General features: G+C 34.6%; 17 protein-coding genes and 3 tRNA genes. 7 read left to right on the top strand and 13 right to left on the bottom strand.

What is annotated here, in order from left to right; translation table 11 throughout:
• The first annotated feature begins 1 nt into the window (after nucleotide 1).
• The 3 genes from CAP47_RS02320 (at nucleotide 2) to CAP47_RS02330 (ending at nucleotide 1349) form a co-directional block, all read left to right on the top strand.
• Entirely contained in the window at nucleotides 2–406 is a 405-nt protein-coding gene (locus tag CAP47_RS02320; protein WP_238140932.1) for a DoxX family protein, read from the top strand.
• A gap of 4 nt (nucleotides 407–410) precedes the next feature.
• A complete protein-coding gene (locus CAP47_RS02325; RefSeq protein ID WP_100775213.1) occupies nucleotides 411–842 on the top strand; it encodes a DsrE family protein in 432 nt (143 codons plus the stop codon).
• A gap of 117 nt (nucleotides 843–959) precedes the next feature.
• A complete protein-coding gene (locus CAP47_RS02330) occupies nucleotides 960–1349 on the top strand; it encodes a DUF302 domain-containing protein (protein WP_100775214.1) in 390 nt (129 codons plus the stop codon).
• Between the two features lie 46 nt (nucleotides 1350–1395).
• Here CAP47_RS02330 and CAP47_RS02335 read toward each other — a convergent pair whose 3' ends face one another.
• Nucleotides 1396–1920, bottom strand: coding sequence for an RNA methyltransferase (locus tag CAP47_RS02335; RefSeq protein WP_100775276.1), 525 nt, complete (start codon nucleotides 1918–1920; stop codon nucleotides 1396–1398).
• An 82-nt stretch (nucleotides 1921–2002) separates the two neighbouring features.
• On the opposite strand from CAP47_RS02335, the gene mutS reads away from it, so the two are divergent.
• From mutS to CAP47_RS02350, 3 genes are all read left to right on the top strand, one after another.
• Nucleotides 2003–4609, top strand: coding sequence for a DNA mismatch repair protein MutS (gene mutS / locus CAP47_RS02340; RefSeq protein WP_100775215.1), 2607 nt, complete (start codon nucleotides 2003–2005; stop codon nucleotides 4607–4609).
• A gap of 122 nt (nucleotides 4610–4731) precedes the next feature.
• A tRNA-Gly gene (locus tag CAP47_RS02345) sits at nucleotides 4732–4803 on the top strand.
• Nucleotides 4804–4810: 7 nt separating this feature from the next.
• A tRNA-Leu gene (locus CAP47_RS02350) sits at nucleotides 4811–4895 on the top strand.
• A gap of 342 nt (nucleotides 4896–5237) precedes the next feature.
• On the opposite strand, the gene CAP47_RS02355 is transcribed toward CAP47_RS02350, so the two are convergent.
• On the bottom strand, nucleotides 5238–5588 hold the full coding sequence (locus CAP47_RS02355) for a hypothetical protein (RefSeq protein WP_100775216.1): 351 nt from the start codon (nucleotides 5586–5588) through the stop codon (nucleotides 5238–5240).
• Between the two features lie 430 nt (nucleotides 5589–6018).
• On the opposite strand from CAP47_RS02355, the gene CAP47_RS02360 reads away from it, so the two are divergent.
• Complete coding sequence (locus tag CAP47_RS02360) at nucleotides 6019–6762, top strand: hypothetical protein (RefSeq protein WP_100775217.1); 744 nt, start codon at nucleotides 6019–6021, stop codon at nucleotides 6760–6762.
• 19 nt (nucleotides 6763–6781) lie between these two features.
• Here CAP47_RS02360 and CAP47_RS02365 read toward each other — a convergent pair whose 3' ends face one another.
• The 11 genes from CAP47_RS02365 to nhaC form a co-directional block, all read right to left on the bottom strand.
• Nucleotides 6782–7132, bottom strand: coding sequence for a DUF1801 domain-containing protein (locus CAP47_RS02365; RefSeq protein WP_238140933.1), 351 nt, complete (start codon nucleotides 7130–7132; stop codon nucleotides 6782–6784).
• 202 nt (nucleotides 7133–7334) lie between these two features.
• Nucleotides 7335–8069, bottom strand: coding sequence for a M48 family metallopeptidase (locus CAP47_RS02370; protein WP_100775219.1), 735 nt, complete (start codon nucleotides 8067–8069; stop codon nucleotides 7335–7337).
• Nucleotides 8059–11094 (bottom strand): type I restriction endonuclease subunit R, encoded by a 3036-nt coding sequence (locus tag CAP47_RS02375; RefSeq protein ID WP_100775220.1) that lies wholly within the window; start codon nucleotides 11092–11094, stop codon nucleotides 8059–8061. Before CAP47_RS02375 ends, CAP47_RS02370 begins: the two co-directional genes overlap by 11 nt.
• A 469-nt stretch (nucleotides 11095–11563) precedes the next feature.
• Nucleotides 11564–11932 (bottom strand): four helix bundle protein, encoded by a 369-nt coding sequence (locus tag CAP47_RS02380; protein ID WP_100775221.1) that lies wholly within the window; start codon nucleotides 11930–11932, stop codon nucleotides 11564–11566.
• A gap of 33 nt (nucleotides 11933–11965) precedes the next feature.
• Nucleotides 11966–13234, bottom strand: a complete 1269-nt coding sequence (locus tag CAP47_RS02385; RefSeq protein ID WP_100775222.1) for a restriction endonuclease subunit S — start codon at nucleotides 13232–13234, stop codon at nucleotides 11966–11968.
• Entirely contained in the window at nucleotides 13227–14276 is a 1050-nt protein-coding gene (locus tag CAP47_RS02390) for a YhcG family protein (RefSeq protein ID WP_100775223.1), read from the bottom strand. Before CAP47_RS02390 ends, CAP47_RS02385 begins: the two co-directional genes overlap by 8 nt.
• Before the next feature lie 102 nt (nucleotides 14277–14378).
• Complete coding sequence (locus tag CAP47_RS02395) at nucleotides 14379–16799, bottom strand: type I restriction-modification system subunit M (RefSeq protein ID WP_100775224.1); 2421 nt, start codon at nucleotides 16797–16799, stop codon at nucleotides 14379–14381.
• A 216-nt stretch (nucleotides 16800–17015) separates the two neighbouring features.
• Entirely contained in the window at nucleotides 17016–17462 is a 447-nt protein-coding gene (locus CAP47_RS02405) for a DsrE family protein (protein ID WP_100775226.1), read from the bottom strand.
• Nucleotides 17463–17650: 188 nt separating this feature from the next.
• A tRNA-His gene (locus CAP47_RS02410) sits at nucleotides 17651–17726 on the bottom strand.
• A 52-nt stretch (nucleotides 17727–17778) separates the two neighbouring features.
• Nucleotides 17779–18495 carry a bacillithiol biosynthesis deacetylase BshB1 gene (bshB1, locus tag CAP47_RS02415; RefSeq protein ID WP_100775227.1) on the bottom strand — a complete coding sequence of 239 codons (717 nt, stop codon included), beginning with the start codon at nucleotides 18493–18495 and terminating at the stop codon, nucleotides 17779–17781.
• A gap of 6 nt (nucleotides 18496–18501) precedes the next feature.
• A complete protein-coding gene (gene nhaC / locus CAP47_RS02420) occupies nucleotides 18502–19959 on the bottom strand; it encodes a Na+/H+ antiporter NhaC (RefSeq protein WP_100775228.1) in 1458 nt (485 codons plus the stop codon).
• Nucleotides 19960–20097: the final 138 nt, after the last annotated feature.

Raw genomic sequence — 20097 nt, forward strand, 5'->3', positions numbered from 1 at the left:
AATGTTAAAATCTAGTAAAATTGAAGTCAGCCAACTTTCTATTGTGCTCCTAAGAATGATGCTCAGTTTAATTTTTATCGTTGCCAGCATAAGTCATCTACTTCAACTCGAGAAAACTGTAGGTCGCATTGAATCTGCAAAATTTGGAATGATTGGCAACTTGATGGGACCGCCAGAAGTTGCTGTAATCACCTCGGGAATCATTATGTTAATAGCGGGTTTAGCTTTATTGATTGGTTTCAAAACCAAATTAGCAGCCATCGCTTTAATTATCGTTTTAATTCCGATTACCTTGACAATTCAAATTGGACAAGTCAGCAGTTTAGGGCCTCTTTTTAAAAATGTAGCCATTTTAGGAGGACTTTTAATTTTCGCTTTAAATAATTTTTCAAAACAAAAATCATAAAACAATGAAACATTTAATTTTAATAACAATCGCTTTTTTTAGTTTTTTAGGAACTCAAAACCTATTAGCTCAAAAAACTTCACATCTTCCGCATAATGAAAAAGAGAACTATATCGTTTTAACAAGAAAAGTTCCCCAACTCAAACCTATCATTTATGCTGCAAAAGATTTAGCTATGCAAGATGGAAACACTTTTGGTGAGTTCCACGTCGTGATTTGCGGAAAAACAATTTTAGAAACTAAAGATCATGTACAAATGAAAAGCTATTTAGATTTAGCGAAGAATTATAACGTCAAAATATTTGCTTGTGGTTTTTCTATGAAAAAATTTGGTGTGAAAGCTTCAGAGTTACCTCAAGAAATGGAAATTGTCGAAAACGGGATTCTCTATAATTTCCAACTCCAAAAGAAAGGTTTTAAAAGTATTACATTATAGATTAAGTTTATTAGAAGAGTTGACTTTTAAAAAAGTTAACTCTTCTAACTTTTAATACGATTTTAAGTCTAATTAAACCTTAAAACATTAATTTTAAACAACTTAAAAAACAAAAACATGACATATTATAAAAATAGAATTTTTAAAAACACAAGTGTTAAAGAACTACGACCAAAAGTTGAAGAAGCTATAAAGAGTCAAGGTTTTGGCGTTTTAACTGAAATTGATTTTCAAGCCACAATGAAGAAAAAACTTGATAAAGATTATCTACCACATCTCATTCTTGGTGCTTGCAGCCCTGAATATGCTGATAAAGTTGTCAGTTTAGAACCTCAAGTCAGTACGCTTCTCCCTTGCAATGTCACTTTAAGAGAGCTTGATAATGGCGATGTTGAAGTCGCAGCGATGGATCCGTCTGTTGCAATGCAAATGATCGAAAATGAAAAAGTCAACGCACATGCAAAAGAAGTAAGAGATAAACTTGAAAAAGTTTTAGAAGAAATCTAAAATTTACTCTGTAATTTATAAAAGCTCTGCTAATCGGAGCTTTTTTTTATGATTTGAGTTTACTAAAAACATCCCAAAGGCAAATGCCAACACTCACTGAAATATTGAAAGAATGTTTTGTACCTAACTGCGGAATCTCTAAAACGGTGTCGCTTTTATCAACAACTTCCTGTTGCACACCTTTCACTTCATTCCCAAAAACCAAAGCAATTTTTTGATCTTTTGCGGGTTGAAAATCATTGAGCATCACTGAATTTTCTGCCTGCTCCACAGAAACGATCTGATAATCTTTCAGCTCTTCAAGTGCCTCTAAAGTGGTTTCAAAATAACGCCAATTAACTGAATCAGTCGCACCCAAAGCCGTTTTTGTAATATCGCGATGTGGTGGCTGAGCTGTGATGCCACAAAGCATAATTTCTTCAACCAAGAAAGCATCTGAGGTTCTAAATACAGAACCGATATTGTTTAAACTTCTAATATTATCTAATACAACAGTTATCGGTGTTTTGTCTGTTTTTTTAAAATCATCAACGCTCAATCTGTTTAATTCGCTGTTCTTTAATTTTCTCATTTTCATCTGCTTCATTTTCGTATTAAGCTCGCTCAATTTTGTTTTTTATTACTTTAGAAATCTTATTTTAGCAAAAAAATAGATTTTGAGTAAAGCTGCAAAAGTAACACCTTTAATGAAGCAATATAACGCAATCAAGGAAAAATATCCTGATGCTATACTGCTCTTTCGTGTGGGTGATTTTTATGAAACATTTGGAGAAGATGCCATCAAAACAGCGCATATTCTCAACATCGTTTTGACCAACAGAAATAATGGAAATGAAAAACTTGAGTTGGCAGGCTTTCCGCATCATTCATTAAACACTTATTTACCAAAACTCGTCAGAGCTGGCGAACGTGTTGCCATTTGTGATCAGCTTGAAAATCCGAGTCAAACCAAAAAAATTGTCAAACGCGGTGTTACGGAATTAGTGACGCCTGGTGTTTCTTATAACGACGATGTTTTAAGCAGCAACTCTAATAACTTTTTAGCAGCGATTTTTTGGCGTAAAAATCATTACGGCATCGGGTTTCTAGATGTTTCTACTGGCGAATTTTTCGTCGCTGAAGGTGATAAAGCTTATATGGAAAAGCTAATTCAAAACTTTCAGCCAAGCGAAATTTTAGTTTCTAAAAAACTTAAAAATACTTTTAAGGAAGAATTTGATCCGCATCTCAACACTTTCTTTTTAGAAGATTGGGTTTTCAAAATTGATTATACACAAGACATCCTCAATCAGCACTTTGAAACAAAATCATTAAAAGGATTTGGGATTGAAGATTTCTATGAAGCAAAAATCGCAGCAGGAACAATCATTCATTACCTCAATGAAACCCGAAATACTGATAAAAAACATATCAGCTCGATTGCAAGAATTGTCCGTGACGATTATGTCTGGATGGATAAATTTACCATTCGTAATCTTGAACTTTATCAAGGAAACACATCACAAGCCATCACCCTTTTAGATGTGATTGACAAAACTTCATCAGCCATGGGAAGCCGTTTATTAAAGAGATGGCTCGCCTTACCTTTAAAACAAAAATCAGCGATTGAAAGTCGACACGCGGTTGTTGATTATTTTAAGAATAAAACAGATTTACATCAAAATATTAAAAATCAACTTCAACAAATCAATGATCTTGAACGCTTGATTTCAAAAGTGGCCACCTTAAAAATTACACCACGTGAAGTTGTTCAACTCAAAAATTCGCTAAATGCTTTAGGCGAAATTAAAAAGCTTTTAGAAGAAAATAAACACGAGAGTTTAAATGCTATTTTAGATAATTTAAACCCTTGTGAAAGTTTAAAAAACACGATTAGCAAAGCCATTCAAGAAGATGCGCCTGTCAATATCATTAAAGGACAAGCGATTGCTCAAGGTTACTCTCAAGAATTGGATGAACTCAGAGATTTATCAAATTCTGGAAAAAAATATCTTGATGAAATGCTTAAACGTGAAACAGAAAAAACAGGAATTTCGAGCTTGAAAATTTCGAGTAATAATGTCTTTGGCTATTATATTGAAGTCAGAAACACGCACAAAGATAAAGTCCCTGAGGAATGGATTCGCAAGCAAACACTGGTGAACAGCGAACGATACATTACTGAGGAACTCAAGGAATATGAAGCCAAGATATTGGGTGCCGAGGAAAAAATACAAAGCTTAGAGCAGCAACTTTTTTCTGATTTAGTCATTGCGATGCAAGATTACATTAAAGTCATTCAGCAGAATGCTTTAACCATCGCACAATTGGATTGTTTAGCCAGTTTTTCAGAATTAGCAAGAACTGAAAACTACAGAAAACCAAGCTTAAATGATGGTTTAGCTATTTCTATTGAAGATGGACGTCACCCTGTGATTGAAAAACAATTACCACACGATGAAAGTTATATTAGCAACTCTATTTATTTGGACAATGCAAGTCAGCAAATCATCATGATTACTGGGCCAAACATGAGTGGTAAATCTGCAATTCTAAGACAAACAGCTTTGATTGTTTTATTAGCGCAAATCGGTTGTTTTGTTCCTGCAAAAGCTGCTAATATCGGAATTGTTGATAAAATTTTTACAAGAGTTGGCGCAAGTGATAATATTTCTCAAGGCGAATCCACCTTTATGGTAGAGATGAATGAAACGGCGAGTATTCTGAATAATATTTCTGAACGCAGTTTAGTCATTCTGGATGAAATCGGTCGTGGGACAAGTACTTATGACGGTATTTCGATAGCTTGGGCGATTAGCCAATATTTACATGAACATCCGCATCAGCCCAAAACTTTATTTGCGACGCATTACCATGAACTTAATGGAATGACATCACACTTTGAAAGAATCAAAAATTTCAATGTTTCTGTCAAAGAATTAAAAGACACTGTTCTCTTTCTTAGAAAATTAAAAGAAGGTGGCAGCGCACACAGTTTCGGAATTCATGTTGCCAAAATGGCTGGCATGCCTCAATATGTGATTTCAAAAGCGAATACGGTTTTAAAACGTTTAGAAGCCACACATGGACAAGATGAAATTGAAGAAAAGCTAGAACAACAAGCTGAACAAACAGATCAACTCAGTTTTTTTCAACTTGATGATCCTTTATTGGAACAGATCAGAGATGAGATATCAATATTAGATATTGACACGCTCACCCCAGTAGAAGCCTTGATGAAGCTGAATGAAATAAAAAGAATGATCAAACAAAAAGGCTAAGCGATTTTAAATCAATGAGATATAAAAAACTTCAAAAAAAAGCATCTTTTTTTCTTGAAAAAGTTTTGAAAACTCAATTAAAGCAGTAAATTTGCACCCGCAATAAAGTTCTTAAAAATACTGCGAAAGTAGCTCAGGGGTAGAGCATCACCTTGCCAAGGTGGGGGTCGCGGGTTCAAATCCCGTCTTTCGCTCAGACGCGCTCGGATGGTGGAATTGGTAGACACGTTGGACTTAAAATCCAATGACCATTGCGGTCGTGCGGGTTCAATTCCCGCTCCGAGTACTAGCCTCTTAATCAATGATTAAGAGGCTTTTTTATTTAAAAAAGTTTTGGTTTAAGAAGAGAAAATGTCTTGTGCTTATTTCTTCCATCTCATAAAAACTTTGATTGATTTTCAGTTTTGACTCATAATTTCTTCAGTTGATTCCCAAACATGTTCTTTTGCAAACTCTCCTAAATAACTGATATATTCACCATTTTTTGAAATCACAACATAACTTGAGCATGGTGGGTAATAGTGTTTAAAAAACGTTTTTTCAAATATACCTTCAGGATCCTTCGTCCATTTAAAAACCCTTTCATGTTTTTTTAAACCTTTATTATTTTTGCACTTATTACTTGAACTTAGAAACTTCTAATTAGAGATTCATCAACATTAAGTCCAGTTGTATTACATTTGTCTTTACGAGGATAGTATATCACCACAATTGGCTTGTTAGAATCAATCTTTCTATGTGTTGCATTCTCTAAAAGTGTTTGAAGCTCTTCCCTATTATTGATTTTCCCTCTCACTTCTCTTTTGATTAATTTTTTATGATTAACTGAGTCTCCAGGAATTTCTAAATATTTATATGTAGAAATTTGTTCCTTAAATTTAGATTTGCTGATTTCTGTATTGTTTTCATCAAAAAACCTACTAGAAGAGCAAGAAGAAAACAGAATTCCGATTAAAAATATAATAAATACCTTTTTCATAAAATTTATTGATTTACAGAAGTTTTATTAATTCATATTTTCAATAAATCTATACTAAATTAACAATAAATTAAAATATTTCATAATATATTATTTTTTTAAATCACACGACATCCTGTAGTTTTTCATCATTATTTATAAACAAAATAATAAATTAAATTATAAAACACATATTATCAGGTGTTTAATTTATTATTTTTTTGCTTTTAAAATATAAATCGTCTATCTTCAACAAACATATTAAACTCATGATTCTCATCAGATACTGATAAGTTATTTTATACTTATAAGATAATGACTCCATAGTGAGTCCATGTTGAGTCCATAAAAAGTCCATTATTTCATCATAAAACATGGACTCATCATGCATTTAAAATGCAAAGAATCTAAATAAAAGATAAGGATGAATTAAATTTAAATACTATAAATTATGGCATATCTTGACAAAAACAACATAATTAGGGGTGCATTGGGTAATGTTGTCTTTAGGCAATTAGATGATAAAAACGTCATACAAGCAAAACCTGAAAAATTAAAGCAAACAAAAGCTACAAAAGAATCAGCGACTGATTTTGGCACAGCTTCTACGACTGCTAAAAAACTGACTATAAGCCTTAAAAGCATCTATTTCAACCATCATGATAACAAGATGCATACGCGCTTAAGAAGCTGTATTCTAAATATTTTTAAAAAGAATATGACAACTTCAAGAGGTCAGAAAAGCCTTTGGATGAGTGACATTGAAACTCTAAATGGATTTGATTTTAATTTAACTAGTTTATTTTCTGATTATTTAAAATTAAATATAGGGGTTTCGATGAGTCATGATCATAAAATAAAAATACAAGTCGTTTCTTTAGATCCTAAAAAGTATATTAAATGGCCAGAAAGCATCTTTAAAGCTGAATTATGCTTTTTAATGAGCGTTTTTGGAAAAGATGACTTAAGAATTAAAAATCAAGAAGTTTTCAAAAAAGAAATATCATTTTTTAATTCTTCTGTAACAGCCTTAAATTACAGCTCTACTCCTATAACCTCAGATGCTTTAGTTATTGTTTCTGCTTGCTTACTCTTTTATAAAGAAGACTCACTTGTGAGCAGAATTCCAATCAATCATAAAAGCATGCACCCGGCTCAGATCATTAAAGTTATTAAAATAGAGTTAGCTACTTAAAACCTGACAAATAATTTGATTATTTATCATGACAAGCGGATTGATGATGCGCTTGGATGTAAGTGATACTTTCTTGGCAGAGCTGTTTTAATATTTGTAAATCTATATCTGTTAGTTTTTTGACATATATACAGGCTTTCCCCATTTTAAATTTCCCTAAATCTTTTAAAAGGGCTTTACTTTTTTCTGTATTAGCATAAACATAAAGTGATATTGCTGATTTACGGGGAGAAAAACCGAGGATAGGTGCCTCGCCCTCTCGACCGCTTTTGTATTTGTAATGATATTTACCAAATCCAACGATGGTGGCCCCCCACATTTTTGGTGGATGACAAGAAGATAATAATATCAAACTTTTTATTAATGCCAATATTTCTCATCCTGAACTTGATTCAGGATCTCTTTATCTTGATCTCGAACCTCAACCTCATCATGACGCCTTAGCTTCACTTGCCCATTCATCAGCATAGGTAACAACCAATCATGTACAGCAGCGAGTTTTTGGTTTTATTTTCTAGATTCCACGCTTAATCATTATAAACAAGATATTCAAATCATAAAATGAATTAAAATCAATACCCCCAATCATTATGCACCACGGGTAAACTATTCAATTCATCTCGGTGTAATCTCCATTTTGGCATAAACTTATTCATGTATTTAATAAATCTGTCATTGTGATTCCTTTCCAATAAGTGAACTAATTCATGAACAATAATATACTCCAAGCAAATTGGTGGTTTCTTAGCCAATTCAAGGTTTAACCAAATGCGCTTTTCTTTAATGTTACACGCTCCCCACTTGGTTTTCATTTGCTTTACGCCCCAATCATTGCATTTTACTCCAATAATACCTTCCCATTTTTCAATTAAAGCTGGAATAACTGCTTTCAGTTCTTTTCTGTACCATTCTTTCATTACTCTGGATTTTTCCTCAACCGTGGCCTTGGGTTTGATTCTTAAGTTAATGTACTTAGTACCTTTTAGTTCTACTTTAGCATACCCTTCCCGTTCTTCCAATTTCAAAAGGTAACGTTGCCCAAAATAATAATGACTTTCAGCAGAAACATAATCTCTCTTGGTTTCACGAGGTTGCGCTTGAAAGTTCTTTACATGTTTCTTGATCCAACCTAGCTTAGAAATGGCAAATAAGCGTATTACCTCTTCATCCGTTGTATTTGGTGAGGATATTGTTACCTTTCCATTTGGTGGGTGAACAGCTAAATGCATATTCTTGATGTTCTTACGAACAACATCAATCTCAATATTAGCTATCTCAATTTTCTCTTTGTTCAAACTAGTATTCATTTTGAGCTTTAATTATTTCCATTAACTCAAATGTTTTATCCTGATCTTTAAGTACAGAGAAAACAGCCAACATCAACTTCTTTTCTTTAATTCCACCATCCCTCCAACCATCGAGTTTATTGTCTTCAATCACTGAATGTAAAGTATTGGCAAGTCCTTCTTCTTGATTGAGATTATCATATAAGGCTTGTTTGGCTCTTGTATCAATAGATTGCGGATAACTATTGCTCTCACTTCGTCTTGATGCTTTTGCTGCCAACTCTTTGATTTCTTTCAAATAGGCTTCGTATGCTAAAGCTTCACTCTTTCGTAATTGAATGATTTCATCCAATAACTGAGATAATTTTTCATAATATTTTGGATTCGTTTGTGCTTCTTCATTGATCACTTTACGCACATTGTTTTCAATCGTTTCTGCAACCGCTTCTTGTTTTTTAGCTGCACCATATTCTTCTCGTGGTTCTTCTGCTAAATTGACAATTAAGTCTGTTAAAGATTCATTCTCAAAATCAGATAGCTTTTTACTTGAACTGGCATCAATATATCTATCCATTAATTGACGCATACCTGGTTCAAATCTTTTTAAATCTAGATGATCTCCACTCGCTCTTTTAATGATGTCTCTTAAGTCAGAGTAAAACTTGACTTCCTCTTTTATCTTTTCTGCTTGTGCATCGGAATAACCCAACCTATTCATTTCATTGGCTACATTCGAGTACGCCCTAATCAATGAAACGACAGCTTTGTATAGTGCAAGTCTTTTTTCTTCGTTAGATTTTAATTCATAAGAGTTTTCAGTATTTCCACAGAAATAGCGAATAAAATTGGGTTCTTCTTTTGGATGAACAGGTTCACAAATTGCACGTACGCTTTCTAAACTGGTTTCTAATCGATCTTTTGATTCTTCATGCCTGTCTTTCAACAAGCCTTGAACATCTGCTTCGTCAAATCCATCAAAAACTTCTGATGTGTAATCTTGAATCGATCTTTCTAAACTTTTAAATAAGTCTTTGTAATCAATAATGTATCCGTATTCTTTATCCTCCGAATCTACTCTGTTAACACGACAAATCGCTTGGAACAATCCATGATCTTGCATCTTCTTATCAATGTATAGATAAGTAGCAGATGGCGCATCAAATCCGGTCAGTAATTTATCCACTACAATTAAGAGCTTCATTTTGTTGGGCTCATTGATAAACTGAGATTTCGCTTCTTTCTCAAATTGCTCGGCTGATTTTCCATTGAGCATCTTCGTATAAACTTCATATTTCAACAAACGATCGGTCAAGCTTCCTTCTCCGGTTTCTTCTCCTTTAACATCAGCATGATGTGGTTCGTAAGAAGTGATAATGGCACATTCTTTAAAACCTGCCGACTGAAAAAGCTCATAATACTTACACGCTTGATATATACTTCCTGAAACCAGCATCGCATTTCCTTCTCCTGTATATAACCGTGGTTTCGTATCGAAATCATGCACAATATCATTCACGATTTTTGCCAATCTTGACTTAGAACCCAAAACTTTTTGCATGGTTCCCCATTTTCTTTTTAACTCAACTTTGGCAACATCCGTTAAGCCTTTGGTTTTGGTGTTAAACCATTCGTCAATCTTATCTTGGTCGGTTACAAACTGAGCTACATCTCTGGCTTCATAAAGTAAGTCTAGCACTACTCCATCTTCAACAGCTTCATCAAATTTATAAGGCGTTCCGATATAAGGGCCGAAAACTTCAATACTTTTCTGTTTGTCTTTTTTCAATAAAGGAGTTCCTGTAAATCCAATAAACATAGAATCGGGAAGTATCATTTTCATGGCATCATGCAGTTTTCCGCTTTGCGTTCTGTGACATTCATCCACAAAAACGAATATATCTCCTTTAGCCTTGAAATCTGATGCAATATTTGATTTAATTTCTTCAATAAAGCTATCAAAATCTCCTTCTTCTGATTTTCGTCCAAATTTATGAACAAGACTACCAATTAAGGAGTGTTTTTTTTCATTAAGCACTTGAATTAATCCTCTTCCGCTTTTGGTGCGCTTAATATGTTCATCGACACCCACAAAAAGCTTTTCTATTTGTTCATCTAGTTCTTCCCTATCGGTAATAATTAAAACACGGCTGTCTTTTACATTTTCACGGATCCATTTGGCGAGCCACACCATGACTAAACTTTTTCCTGAGCCTTGCGACATCCATATAATTCCATCCTGGCGGTTAATCACACTTTGCTGTGCCGCTTTTACTCCGAAATATTGATTGGGTCTGGCTAACTTCTTGGTGCCTTTGTCAAAAACAACAAAATCATTGATAAATTCGAGTATTCGTTCTTTATTACACAATTGTGCAACGTGCTTATCCAGAACATAATCATAATCTTTAGCTGAAATTTCTTTCCATTGGAGGTAATATTTTTCAGTTGTTTCAATGGTTCCATAACGTAAACCTTGCGAATCATTTCCCGCCATGACCAATTGCATGGTGGTAAAGAATTTCTCTATAAATTCCGGCTTTTGATTGTCTAAATTTTGTCGGATTCCTTCTTCAACACCAGATTTACTGCGTTTTAATTCAATAACACCTACTGCAATTCCATTGATATAAAGAACAATATCAGGACGCTTTTGATATTTTCCGTGAACAGTAACTTCTTCCGCAATCGCAAAATGATTGTTTTCAATATTTTTCCAATCAATTAACCAGACCGTTTCATTGGGTTTTCCTATTTCTTCTTTTACAGAAACCCCATAACGCAGCAGTTTGTACACCTTTTTATTGGCTTCATACAATCCTTCAGAAAGATTATTCACGGCTTGTGTTAAAGTGTGAATGGCTTTATTGGCTAAAACTTTAGAATAGCCTTGGTTTTGTGTTAAAAACTGAAACAGCAATTGTTCCTCAACTGGTTGGGTACGTTCTTGGTCTTGCCAATTACCGAGGTATTCATAACCCAATTCCGTTTGGAAAAGTTTTATGATGCGATCTTGGGATGTTCTTTCTGATTTACCGATTGTGTTCATAATTATTTTGTATTGATGGTTAGGTTTTTTTTAGAAAAATCTAACTGTAATCTTTCGATTTCTACGTTTTAACAAATATAACCTTATTTAAGAAAAGCACCTTAAAGCTTAATTAACAAACTCCTTATTTAAGAAAAACACCAAAAAGGTAAAATCTGTAACTATTCAGCCGAAAAGAGAACATTTTTATCTATGTCTATGAATATAGTCGACAAAAGAGTTCTCCGTCTTATGGTCATCTCTGGATCTTTTATTGGTCATTTTATGGTCATTTAAAAACAACTATAAACTCCCTAATACAAGAGGTTTAACCATTTTAAAGAATAGAAAAACAACAAATATGGTCTTTTTATGGTCTTTTTATGGTCTTTTTATGGTCTTTTCAATATTCCCTAACTCCCCACTCATACCAACCTCGTTTTCCCCTTAATTCACAATTCATAATTTACAATTCACAATTATACAAGTCCTATTTTCCATTCTTTTTATTTTTCGATGTTATTATAATTGATGCCAATAGCTTATTTATTTCTATTAAATCAGTTGTGATTGAATTAAATTGAATCTCTTCCATGTAACCAGATTGATGTAACAACTCCAACCAATAAATTGATTCATTGGCTTCTTTTTGAGCAATAGCTAATTTATGTATAAAATCAGCTCTACTTTCTGCATGCTCTGCTTCTCTGACCAAAGCACCAACAGCCGTTCCACTTCTGAGTAATTGCTTGCTTAATACATATTCCTTTTTCTCTGATTGTAAATACTGGAATAACTTCACAATCCGCAATGCAAAAGCAAAACTCTTATCTCTAATTACATTTGGTCTCTTTCCCATAATTCAAAAAATTCACAATTCATAATTCATAACTCACAATTCAACATTCACAATTCTAACCCTCCCCGTTAACAATTCCTGCATCATCCCTTGCTTTATCTCCTCGTATTTCTCCTTCTTTCTTTCTAAAGATTCAATCTCTAAATCCATGTCAGAAAGGATTTTAGCAATGGCTTTTTGTTCTTTGATTGTTTGCGGTATAACAATATTTAGTTTATTAAAGTTACTTTTAGATAAGTTATATCTAGTAGCCCCTTGCGCAAGTGATAAAAATAAATTCCTTCCAACATTTGAATTCATTAGATAAGAAAAGAATAATCCATCAATTCTAAACTCTTCCTTTATTCGAAAACCAAAACAAAAACTGTTGAGATATAGATCTTCGATATTTTCATTCAACAAAGCGCACATACCTACCTCTTCTGGTGTTTCTGAAGAAGTATTAAAAAATAAATCTCCTTTTCTAGCCTTATTCTGTTGTTCTCCAGTTTTAATATTTACCTTCTCTAAAATAGTCGTATCTATTATAGTGTTAAACATAACGTTCATAAAAGTAATGTAGTGGTAATTTCCACTCCCAAAATCCTTCTTAGACTTTCCAGATAAGCCTCCAAAAGTATTTCCAATTTTACCTAGCACTTTCTCAACCCATTCCCCACTAAATCCATCCAATCTTTTTCCTCCTTTTTGGGCCTGCCCTGAGCTTGTCGAATGGGGTGGCGTCAACAACTCCTGCATTGCGCCCTGTTTAATCGCTTTCTTTTTGGCAATTAAGGCATCCAAAGATTGGATTAATGCATCAACATCACTTAAAGCGGTGGCTATGGTTTTTTGTTCTTGGAGGGGAGGGAGTGGGATTGGCATTTCTGCAATCATTTCTCTTCTAACAGAATCAACAGAAGACTTCGCAGTCATTGACATTACTCTGTCAAAAAAATTATTTGAAAATTGAAAAAACAAATATTTCCCATTAACATCATGTCTATAATTGTATATGTTGTAAACTCTTTGGTGGAAATCAAACTTACCGTTTACATAATGAAATATTTTTCCAACACCAACGCCATCTCCAGAAGTTAGTATTGCTTCACCATCAAACGTATATTTATTAATTCTTTCAATAGTTGAAGACCTAACGAAAAATCGATACTTCCCATCTTGAACCTTATCTTGAGTGTCACTTCCTCCTGTAGTAATAGAAGCAATATCTTTAATTGATTCAACCTCCCAATCCTCAGGTATCAACCCCACTTCCGTTTGTTTAAAACCAGGTTTCATTTTAATTGTTGCTAATTCATTCATCTTGGTAGTTTTTATGATTGTCCATTAATTGGCGTTTAATTTCAAGTTCATGTTTTAGTTTTTGTTTAAGCAGTTTTAAATCAGGCAATTCAGTAAGATATTCGGCTACTTTAATTCCAGATTTTTCTAGTTGCAACAATTCTATTTGTTCTTTTCCTCCTTCTGCACAGAGTATTAACCCCAATGGTGTTTCTTCTCCTGCTTGCTTTTCATTTTTATCAAGCCAACGTAAATATAGCTCCATTTGACCTTTGTAGGCCGCTTTAAACTTTCCTAGTTTGAGCTCTATTGCTATGAGCCTTTTTAGTTTTCGATGGTAAAAAAGCAAGTCCAAATAAAAATCTTCTCCATCAATAATCATTCTTTTTTGGCGTTCCACAAATGAGAATCCGTTGCCTAATTCCATTATGAAATGCTCCAAAGAAACAATCAAACTGTCTTCCAGGCTTCTTTCGCTGTACATCCCTTTCAAGCCAGTAAAATCTAGGAAATATGGGCTTTTAAAAACTAAATCAGGAGTGATAGCTTCTCCTTTTCGCAGGCTTTCTAACTCGGTTTTAATGAGCTCATCTGGTTTATCGCTTATGGCAGTGCGCTCAAATAACATTCCGTCAATTTTTTCACGCAATGTTTTAACAGTCCAGCCTTCAGACTGACACATAACAGCATAGAATTCACGTTTTAATTCATCTTTAATTGGAATTAAAGCAATAAAATGCGTCCAACTCAATTGTCGTATTAGCGATACGACAATTTGTTCATCATGAAAAACTTGTGCGAACTGAATCATTCTTCTTAAGTTTTTCTCTTCAAAACTTTTACCAAAATCAATTGTCAATTGTCGTGCTAACGATACGACAATTTGCTTCCCATACTCAGCTCGCTCACCATCAAGAAGTTCATTGTTAATGCGCTCACCTATTTTCCAATACATCAAAGTAAGCGATGCATTAGCAGACTGTGCGAGTTGTGATTTGGCATTTGATACCAAACTACAAACATCAGCATACAATTGTTTTTCATTTTGATTTTCTAACTCCATACCCATCTGATTTTCTAATCATCAATTCCATACCCCTCATTTACTATCTGGTGCTTTATTGAACTGGTTGCAATTTACGACTGCAAAACTCTCTACTAATTGTCAATTAAAAACCAATCCCATTTTCTCAAGATGAGCAGCTACTTTGGCTTCCAGTTCTTCAGTTTTTGTTGCTAGTGTGCCCAATTTATTTTCATAGCGTTCTGCTAATTCTTTTACACGGGCTGTCAAACGTTGAGAAATCCCATCAATTTCAGCTTGAATGTCATTTTGGATAGCAATTAACCATTTGTCATCCACTACTAACGTTCTTACTTCCGCTTCTGTGAGTTTTTGAAATTGTTCGAGGGTCATTACATCCAATTCTTTTTCTTTGGCTTTGATGTCCTTTTTGAGCTTTGTTTCTGTGTTAAACAATTCTAGCACAGTTTTAGCGAGTTCTACCGCTTCCTTTTCATCGGCATCCGCTTTATTTTCTTTGATGAATTTATTTATGGTTGTCTTTGTAACATTCCCTTTGTCCGTTGTTGCTTCATTGAGCAATCCATCTTCTCCAGCGTGCTCTTCTTCGTGCTGTGAAATAGCAGCTTGGATATTTTCTAATGCAGCTTCCAATTCATCTATTTCATTCTTCTCGTTGGCTAAGAATTTTTGAATTACGAGTTCTTTCGGAATTAAATCACACGTCCAACCTTTATCAATTTCCTTCCCTTTCTTGTTCTTTTCAAGAATACGTTTCACTGTTGCTTTCCAACCTTCTTCAAGAATCAAATACGTATCATCCTTCATGGTCTCATTCCAATAATTCATTAAATACTGGTAAATATCATATTGACTAATCAAGGCTTTTCCTTCATATTGGTTGAGCAATGCCGTAGAAATATGTTTAATGAACTTTTTAGGAGCAGTATTGATATCTATTCCTTGTAAATCTTCATAGATTTCATTTTTCCAATCTTCAAATGCTTTCCCAATGCTCACACTGTAGGCGTCAAACTCTGGATGATTGTATATGGTCTCTTTAACCGCACTCGGTTCTACATTCAACTGCGCATAGCCTTCTCGTAAAGGAGAAAACAATTCTTTTCTCAATGTTGGATACACTTTCCAGAAACCTTGAAGTCCATCAATATCTTTTGTTGGAATTCCGCCATTCAAGTGCGCATCCAAATCTTGTATATCTTCTTCCTCTTGTGTATCAATATAACGCGGAATATTTAGATTAAACTCGTTTTCTTCAATCTCTTCAAATGGAACAAAACGCGCATATTTTTCTACTTCTTTTTGGTGGTTAAAAACATCTACAATTTTGTGTAAATCTTGTTCACGCAAACGATTTTTGTTTCCGTCTTTGATAAATCCTTTGGAAGAATCGATCATAAAGATTCCTTTGCGATCTTCAGCTTTTTCTTTGTCAATCACAATAATACACGCTGGAATTCCCGTTCCGTAGAACAAGTTGGCAGGCAATCCAATAATTCCTTTGATCCACTTGCGTTCAATAATATTTTGACGAATTTCCGCCTCCGCATTTCCTCTAAACAAAACACCGTGCGGTAAAATTATCGCTCCTTTTCCAGTGCTTTTTAAAGAAGCCAAGATGTGCAATAAGAAAGCATAGTCACCATTCTTTTCTGGTGGCACACCATATTCCGCAAAACGATTAAACTCATCGTCCATCGGTACAATTCCGCTGGTCCAGTTTTTTACTGAGAATGGAGGATTGGCTACTACAAAATCAAAACGCTTCAAGGAATCATCGTCTTCTTTAAATTGAGGATAAGCAATCGTATTTTTCCCTGCAATTTCTGCTTCTGGATAGCCGTGCAGCCACATATTCATAATGGCCAAACCACGAGTTGCAATATCTTTTTCCTGACCGTAAATCGTTAATCCATTTTGAGATTCTTCAGCAACTTTCATCAACAAAGATCCCGAACCACATGTTGGGTCATACGCTGTAAATGAAGGTTTATCTGCTTTATCCACGTCAATAACTCTTGCCAAAATTCGAGAAACTTCGGCTGGCGTATAAAATTGTCCTTTCGATTTTCCAGATTCCGTAGCAAAATGCTGCATCAAATATTCGTAGGCATCACCTAAAATATCATCATCTTCTGCCCTATTATTTTTAAAGTTGAGCGCCGGATTTTCAAAAATAGCAATCAACTTTGTGAGTCGATCCACTTTTTCTTGGTCGCTCCCAAGTTTATCATCATCATTAAAATCTGCCAATTCCATTGAACCTTCCAAGCCATTGGCTGCAAAAAGTGGTTTTAGGATTTCCTTATTGATGCGATCTCCAATATCTTTTTGACCTTTCAGTGCCACCATATCTTCAAAAGAAGCGCCTTTTGGCACTTCAATCAAGCTCATCGGATCACCTGCATTTTTATCGGATACATATTTCACAAACAACATCGTTAAGACGTAATCTTTGTATTGCGAGGCATCCATTCCACCTCTCAGTTCGTTACAACTCGCCCATAATGAGCTATATAATTCGGATTTTTTTATGGCCATTCTTATTAAGATTTTTAAATGATAAAACCAACCTATTTACATATATTTTATAAAGAGGTTATTGAAAGTTTAAAGATAAATAAAGCCTTCGCTTCAGCAAGAATTTACCTCTATAAAAAAGAAAAAGCCAAGCATATAAAACACTTGACTTTCCCTCATCTAACCCTAATCTTGACTTTTAAGTTTTATCACTTAAAAGTTATTTTTATAAAAAATTTAAATCACAATTAAGTTATAACCTAAAGCTTGAAGTTCAAACAAACGCACATGTGCATCTGGGACAACTTTAATATCATAAGGTAAATCTTCTTTAGAAATATCAAAATAATCTAAAGCGATTTGGCAGACAGTCACTTGAAGACCTTTAACTTCTTGTGCTTTGATGTAATCGTGAAGTTCAGTTCCTTTTTTTAAATCCTTCACAACAGCTCCCCAAATAACAACTTCAAATCGTTTCAGCTTAACGCCAGAATTCTGAAATTTCTGATACATGCCGTAAGCGCCTTTTAGACCACGTGCATTTGTAACACCCATCGCAAAATGATCTGATTTGTTTAAAATCTCAACTGTACTTTTCTCGATCCTGTCAGTTTGTGCTTGTAGCATCATCGGCATTGAAAGCATGAGGATAAATAAGAACATGAAGTTTTTAAAGCCTTTCATTTAGATCGTATTTAATATGAGTTATTCAATTTAACGACAAATTTAAGCATATCAAAACAAGTACAGTGTAACATAGGTTACTGAAGCTTTATATCATGCGCCGGCATTTTATTCAAAAAAAGTGATCAAAAGAAAAGTGAAGAAAAGTATGGAAACAAAAAAAGCCTTGAATTTCTTCAAGGCTTCTTGGGTGACAGGTGGGATTCGAACCCACGACCCTCGGATCCACAAACCGATACTCTAACCAACTGAGCTACAACCACCATTTTGCGAATGCAAATTTAATTAATTTTATGGTTTTACAAAATTTTTTTCATCAAATTAAATCAAAAATTGAATCAACTGCAGGATAACGTTCAACGGTAAATCCTTCTGCATGATCAACGCCAATCATACGTCCTAAATTTCGCGCTCTGTAAGTCACTGAGTCATAAAAATTTGAACTTGTAATCGGTGTTTCAGGTTCCTTGGAATTCGGATCAAAAAACTGTGTTTGATAAGCTTCAACCGAAGCTATTTTTTTTTGCATAAATCCTGAAATATCAACCACAACATCAGGTTCAATCTCTAACCATTGAATATAATGATAAACGATTTTTGGTCGCCAGGCTTCTTGATTTTCGCCATTAAACTCAGTTTCTATCTTTTTTAAACCGCTTAAAAAACAAGCATTGCTTACGAGCTCTCCTCCTTTTCCGTGGTCGATATGTCGATCTTTAATCGCATTACAAAAGACGATTTCAGGTTTGTAATGGCGTATGCGTTTGATGATTTCTAATTGGTGTTTTTCATCATTGATAAAAAAACCATCTCTAAATTTAAGATTTTCTCGTGCCGATAAATCTAATATGCCAGCAGCGGCTGTCGCTTCCTCATATCGGGTTTCTGCTGTGCCGCGAGTACCGAGTTCGCCTTGTGTTAAATCGACAACGCCCACTTTTTTACCGCGTGAAACTTCTTTAACAAGCGTTCCTGAGCAACTGAGTTCAACATCATCTGGGTGTGCTCCAAAAGCTAATATATCTAATTTCATTTGTTATTATTTTGCAATCTTTCTGATTTTATATCCAATAGCTGCAAAGATAAGTGTCATGATAGGACTCAAGTAGTTAAACATTGCATAAAAGAAATAATCAACAACTGGGACACCTAAAACTCCACTGTGGTATGCACCACAAGTATTCCAAGGAATTAAAACCGAAGTTACTGTCCCCGAATCTTCAAGCGTACGGCTGAGATTTTCAGGCGCTAAGCCTTTATCGCGATAAGCTTTGGCAAACATTTTACCAGGCACAACAATTGCCAAATATTGATCTGAAGCTGTGACGTTAAGAGTGACACAACTTAAAACTGTACTTGAAAAAAGTCCAAAAGTCGATTTAAACAAGCCTAGTAAAGCTTTACTAATGGCTTCAAGAGCGCCGATGGCATCCATAATTCCACCAAAAACCATCGCACAGATAATCAGCCAAATCGTACCAAGCATGCCTCCCATTCCGCCAGCTTCAAACAAATCTTTTAAAGTTTCATTCTCTGTTGGAATCACAATTCCTGTTGTAATTGAATCGATAATTCCACGATAAGCTGTGTGTACATCAAGTTGTTTTCCGCCACCGATCATTTGTACTAAATCTGGTTGAAAAATCAGGGCAAAAACAGCAGCCAAGAGTGTTCCGATTAATAAGGCAATTAAAGGCGGTGTTTTTTTAACAATCAGACCAATCACAACAACGGGAACTAAAAACAACCATGGTGACACTGTAAAAGAAGCTTTTATATCCGCTAAAATTTGGTCTGTTTCAATCACGCCAGAAGTCTCTCTGGTTAAACCGATAATAATAAATACAGCCAAAGTGACTAGTATTGTTGGCACAGTGGTAATCATCATATAACGGATATGTGTAAACAAATCTGTCCCTGCCATGGCTGGAGCTAAATTCGTTGTATCACTCATCGGTGATAATTTATCTCCAAAATAAGCGCCGGATAAAACGGCACCAGCCGTCATACTTAACGGAATATTAAGCGCTCCTGCAATACCTATTAAAGCAATACCAACAGTTGCTGAAGTTGTCCAACTAGAACCTGTAGCAATGGAAATCACAGCACAAATCACAACACAAGCGGCAAGGAATATGGTTGGGTTTAAAATTTGAAGTCCGTAATATATCATGGTTGGAATCACGCCACTAATCAGCCAAGTTCCGGCTAAAGCACCAACCATTAAAAGAATAAGAATCGGACCTGTGGTGGCTTTGATGTTTTTGGAAACCTCTTCCACCATATATTCAAAATCCACTTTATTAAAAGCGCCAACAATTGCTGCAACGGTCGCTCCCATTAATAAGATGAACTGGTTAGATCCGCCTAAAGAATCATCTCCATATATAAAAACATTATAGGCTAACATTAAAATTAATGCAATCACGGGTATAACAGCAGCAAGGATACTTAAGCTAGGCTTGTTTTGCTGTTCAGACTCATACATTTCGCTCATAAATATAAAATTGATTGTAATGTTACAATTTTGAATTAACAATTACAAAAAATGCTTTCAGAAGCTTTTAAGAAGATGTTGAATCGTCGCTTTGCAAGCTGGTTTTTATATAGATTCTATTGGTCGTTAATTATTATA

The organism is Psychroflexus sp. S27, assembly GCF_002810405.1.
GTDB classification, from domain to species: domain Bacteria; phylum Bacteroidota; class Bacteroidia; order Flavobacteriales; family Flavobacteriaceae; genus Psychroflexus; species Psychroflexus halocasei_A.

What these genes read in the sequence shown, in the direction of transcription:
- nhaC (WP_100775228.1), bottom strand. Translation starts at nt 19,959, where the DNA reads ATGAGCGAAATGTATGAGTCTGAACAGCAAAACAAGCCTAGCTTAAGT.
- bshB1 (WP_100775227.1), bottom strand. Translation starts at nt 18,495, where the DNA reads ATGAAATTAGATATATTAGCTTTTGGAGCACACCCAGATGATGTTGAA.
- CAP47_RS02355 (WP_100775216.1), bottom strand. Translation starts at nt 5,588, where the DNA reads ATGAAAAAGGTATTTATTATATTTTTAATCGGAATTCTGTTTTCTTCT.
- CAP47_RS02375 (WP_100775220.1), bottom strand. Translation starts at nt 11,094, where the DNA reads ATGAACACAATCGGTAAATCAGAAAGAACATCCCAAGATCGCATCATA.
- CAP47_RS02335 (WP_100775276.1), bottom strand. Translation starts at nt 1,920, where the DNA reads ATGAGAAAATTAAAGAACAGCGAATTAAACAGATTGAGCGTTGATGAT.
- CAP47_RS02405 (WP_100775226.1), bottom strand. Translation starts at nt 17,462, where the DNA reads ATGAAAGGCTTTAAAAACTTCATGTTCTTATTTATCCTCATGCTTTCA.
- CAP47_RS02320 (WP_238140932.1), top strand. Translation starts at nt 2, where the DNA reads ATGTTAAAATCTAGTAAAATTGAAGTCAGCCAACTTTCTATTGTGCTC.
- CAP47_RS02390 (WP_100775223.1), bottom strand. Translation starts at nt 14,276, where the DNA reads ATGGAGTTAGAAAATCAAAATGAAAAACAATTGTATGCTGATGTTTGT.
- CAP47_RS02395 (WP_100775224.1), bottom strand. Translation starts at nt 16,799, where the DNA reads ATGGCCATAAAAAAATCCGAATTATATAGCTCATTATGGGCGAGTTGT.
- CAP47_RS02380 (WP_100775221.1), bottom strand. Translation starts at nt 11,932, where the DNA reads ATGGGAAAGAGACCAAATGTAATTAGAGATAAGAGTTTTGCTTTTGCA.
- CAP47_RS02360 (WP_100775217.1), top strand. Translation starts at nt 6,019, where the DNA reads ATGGCATATCTTGACAAAAACAACATAATTAGGGGTGCATTGGGTAAT.
- CAP47_RS02330 (WP_100775214.1), top strand. Translation starts at nt 960, where the DNA reads ATGACATATTATAAAAATAGAATTTTTAAAAACACAAGTGTTAAAGAA.
- CAP47_RS02325 (WP_100775213.1), top strand. Translation starts at nt 411, where the DNA reads ATGAAACATTTAATTTTAATAACAATCGCTTTTTTTAGTTTTTTAGGA.
- CAP47_RS02370 (WP_100775219.1), bottom strand. Translation starts at nt 8,069, where the DNA reads ATGAATACTAGTTTGAACAAAGAGAAAATTGAGATAGCTAATATTGAG.
- CAP47_RS02385 (WP_100775222.1), bottom strand. Translation starts at nt 13,234, where the DNA reads ATGAATGAATTAGCAACAATTAAAATGAAACCTGGTTTTAAACAAACG.